Origin of the sequence: Mesorhizobium sp. M1A.F.Ca.IN.020.06.1.1, assembly GCF_004023265.1 — a bacterium.
Taxonomy (GTDB): Bacteria; Pseudomonadota; Alphaproteobacteria; order Rhizobiales; family Rhizobiaceae; genus Mesorhizobium.
The window spans coordinates 1-3992 of sequence record NZ_RZSR01000560.1; the positions used below are offsets into that span (position 1 = coordinate 1).

Sequence of the window (3992 nt, forward strand, 5' to 3'; positions counted from 1 at the left end):
GCCCAGTGCGATCGCCAGCAGCTTCAAATCCGGTTGGCGATCCGATCCGACTCAGAAATGAAGGGATGTATGGTCAAAGCGGTTGGGCGAGATGGCAGAGTTTCGGCTGGAAATCGGATCGGAAACGGGTTGCCAGACATGTGGTGCTTCGATTCCGCTCAGTGCGGAAACGTGCCCGGGCTGTTTAGCCCCGGCCCTTCATCGCCTGACGTTTGAGGAATTCTTCGTCGAGCTCGAGCAGGGACGCATGCTCGATGCGCGTCCGGGCGGCTTGGTCATAGGCCGCTCGGGGCCAGATGACGACATTCCAATGTATCAGCACTTCGGCAAGGGGATTTTCGAGGTCGTTGGCCTCATGCAGGGCGGCGAGTTCATCGTTTCCAAATTCGCGACCGAGAAACATCGTGCCTGGCTGGAGGGAATAAATCAGGAAAAGGGTGAGTGCTCTGGCGATCTCGCGTTGAAGTATTCGCCGGTCACGTCGACTATCAATACAAATCTGCTACCGCAGTGGGGTGGGCTTTGGATCAGCTATCAGTTCGTGGTCAACCGGTTTGCGACCGCGAAATGGCTGGATGAGCTTGAATGGCTTAATGCAACAGCGAACGCAGACAGCGTTGCCGGGAAATTCTCCCGCTAATGCCCTGATCGACTCGTTGTGGGTCACGCTAGCGCGCCAGCGCGATCCGCAAGCGGCGAGCCCGATCCTTGAACGCAAGTTCTCCGCCTTCGAGTATGTCGCAGGCGATCTTGCGGATGCGGGCCTCTTCGAGACCGCCAGCGCTATAGGTGATCGGCGGCAAGCCCTCGGCGCTGTGCGCACCCACTTCAGCGACGATGATCTGATCGGCGTCAATATTGATGACCAGGTTTGCGTTGTGCGTCACCATGATCACCTGCCGTTTGCGTTTCGCGGCGAGAAATAGCGGCACGAGCTCGTCATAGATGGATTTCGGGTCGAGATTCTCCTCCGGCTGATCGATGATCAGCGGCCTGTCATCGGCGTCGTCGAGGGCCAGATACAGGAGAACGAGGACGATGCCGCGGGTTCCGGGCGAGAGCTTCCTGATATCGATGCCGTCGTATCGGATCCCATACTCGATCGAAATGTGGTCCGTGCTGTAGAGCCATTGCGCGAAGCGACGCGACCACGGACGATAGTTCGCCTGATCGGATCGCGGGTATGGGGCCTTGTCGAGCAAGGCTTCCTGATGCTTGTCCCGGAAGGCCTGCATTGCCTTAGAGACCGTGGCGGCGTCCCGGGTCGTCCACGCGGGGGCCAGCATCGCGTTCGCTTCCCGTTCGAGCGAGCCTATCCCCTTGAAAGGCCCGCCGCGCAGATCGAACAAATCATCCTCGCCGCGCTTCGCCCACGCCCGGACATTCGCCACGCGCGTGACCGAGAATGAGAGCTTCGCCAATGTGCCGCCCGCAGCTTTCAGGCGTTTCATCAACGGTGCATAGAGCTCGTTGAGGACGCGCTCTTCCGAAACGACAGCGTCGAAAACCCGAACGTATCCCTGCTCGCGTTCGACGACGAGCGCGTCAGCTCTTTCGCGCGCGCCCTCACAATCCTTGAGCTTCTCGGTTAGCCGCTCGAGTGCGGTGTTTTCCTCGGCAATTCGTTTCGTCACAGCGGACAGCTTGCTGGCCGTCTCTTTGTCAGCAGTGACCAGCTTTTCGAGGCGCGCGATCTCCGCCTCAAGAACGGCGAGCGGCATTTTTGCCGGTTCATCGGTGTTGCGAAGAAACGATCCGTCGGCGTCAACGGGCGCCGTTGGCGCGGTACCACGCCATGACGACATTCCGCGCTGCGCCTCGGCCGTTTTCTTACTTACCGATTCATCCACATTGCCCGAATAGGTGAGGAGGAAACGCTTCCAGTCGTCACTCTCGAGTCCAGCGCGTTGGTGGCGATCCTGCATGGACCGCAGAACTTCGGGAGCCTTGTTCTGTCTCAGGTCCTGGACCTCATTCCTGACGCCAACGACGGCAGCTTGCTGGTTGGCGAAGTACCGGATGTATCCACGCACGGTCTCTGCGGCCGCAATGATCTCCTGGAGCCGCTCCGCTGCTTTGTTCGGCCGCTTTGGCAGGAGGTTCTTGCGATCGCCTTCATATCGCGCAATCAGCTTCTTCTTTTCCTCCATCTGCGACTTCAACGAACCGACCTGCCGCGTCTTCTCGATCTCAGCACCGATCTGCTCCGAGATTGTCGCCAGCGCCGCCTCCTCGCGCTCGCGCGTATCGCGATATTCCCGTGCGCGGAGTTCGAGGAGTTCTTCAAAGTCGACGGCGCCGTCGCGGTCGATCGAAGGATGAGCCTCGAAGATGACCCGTTCGATCTCCTTGATGAGTGTGGGCATGCCCTCGATCGAGCAGAGAGTCTCGACGAATTGCTGCGAAAGGTATCGCGCTCGCGGATAAGCCTCGGATGACCAGTTCACCGGCGAGTCGAGAGACGCTGTCTTGGGATCACCACTTCCCCACTTCAATGTAACACGCGCGCCGGCGAGGTGCTCGGCGGCTCGGCCGAGGAAGGACGGGCGCTCATCCGATGGTTCATAGGAGTCACAGCCTGCCGCGATGATATCCGCGAGAGCGGTCTTTCCGGATCCGCGGGCGCCGATGACCGCGACCAGGCCGGGATTGAGTTTCAGTCTGGGGGTCTTCGCCCACGGCGCACCGGAAACTGTCACCTCGTCGATAATCTGGGACGGTGCGGCCCATGACGGTGGCTCGGGGGCCACGTAAGCGCGTTCGGGATCTAGATAGGCCTGCCGCAACGTATCGAAGCTCGGCACGCCCTTGATCCAGCAGAAGCGGTCTTCCGCAGGTTTCGCAACCCGCGCCAGTTCATGCGCGTCCGATCCCCAGATGCAAGGTTTGCAGCCGCCATACCGGTCGCGCAGCTCGCTGACGCTGGCTTTGCCGTGACCTAGCCAGAAGTCCCTTTGTTTCAGACTGCTGGCGAAGATGGCGTGGGCAGCCTTTTCGATCTCTTCGCGGAGCGTGGCATCTGCCGCTTCTTTGACGCCGGACGTTCCATCGGCATTTCCTGAAACCGCGATGAGAATGTTGTCCCCGGCCCATTCTATGCTGCGATGTGCATCGATGAGATTGTCGAGAGAGACCTTGAACTGGGTACAGCCATGCCGAAGCGCATCCTCGTCGTCGGTCTTGGTTGGATCAGAGCGGCGGCCGAGGCGGATGAGATCGGACGGCGTACAGGCAAATTTGTCGTTGAACGCTCCAAAGCTAAGTTGGGCGAGGAACCTGTTGAGCTCGGTGACGTGGTTCGGATCGTCGGGACATGCCAGGAGGTGGATATTGACGAAATTGCCTTTGACCGTTCCGGTGTTCAGCCGCAGCTCGATGTTCGGGAATAGGAGATCGCAGTCGGGCAGGCGGCCGTTGTCCTTGTGCGCTCGAACTCGTTCGTAGGACCGGGTGACGCAATAGTCGGTCACCCCTATGGCGCGCAGTTTCGGCACAGCCGATTCCAGAGCTGTCAGGTACTGTTCCCAACCGCCGGCCGGAAATCTATCCTCAAGGACAGTACCCGGCGCGTGAATATGCGGCTCCCACCTGTGCCATTCCGATCCCCGCGACACCTCCACCATGTTGCGCCCCGTTCAGCCCAGCCTGCTCTGTACCCTCGTCGCGAAACCGCCGGAAGATTGAATCTGGACGCCCGTGCTTCCGCCTTGCGCTTGTCGTAATCCATCCCTATTTTGGGGATTGATTATAGATATGGAGGTGCGAATGTCTACCGCGGAAGCATTGACACTGACTGAAGCCGGCTATGTGCTGAATCGCTCTCCGACGTCTCTCAATAAGGCCGTCGACAAGGGCGTCATCCGGGCTCGACAGCGGCGTGTCGGCCGTAGCGTTCAGCGTTTGCTCGGACCGGCGGAGATGCGGTACCTGCTGGTCGCCAATCGCCTTGAAAAGGATCTGACACCAACGGGTCGAAGGCGGCTCTATGAGGC

The 3992-nt window shown here is 59.8% G+C and carries 2 protein-coding genes and 1 pseudogene; 2 read left to right on the forward strand and 1 reads right to left on the reverse strand.

Annotated features, from left to right (window positions below):
- Positions 1–82 precede the first annotated feature (82 nt).
- Positions 83–640 carry a hypothetical protein gene (locus tag EOA60_RS22225; protein ID WP_127335941.1) on the forward strand — a complete coding sequence of 186 codons (558 nt, stop codon included), beginning with the start codon at positions 83–85 and terminating at the stop codon, positions 638–640.
- Positions 641–668: 28 nt separating this feature from the next.
- Here EOA60_RS22225 and EOA60_RS22230 read toward each other — a convergent pair whose 3' ends face one another.
- Positions 669–3623 (reverse strand): TrlF family AAA-like ATPase, encoded by a 2955-nt coding sequence (locus EOA60_RS22230; RefSeq protein ID WP_128311896.1) that lies wholly within the window; start codon positions 3621–3623, stop codon positions 669–671.
- Between the two features lie 142 nt (positions 3624–3765).
- Here EOA60_RS22230 and EOA60_RS38315 point away from each other — a divergent pair.
- Positions 3766–3992: pseudogene (locus EOA60_RS38315) on the forward strand (hypothetical protein); the annotation flags it as partial.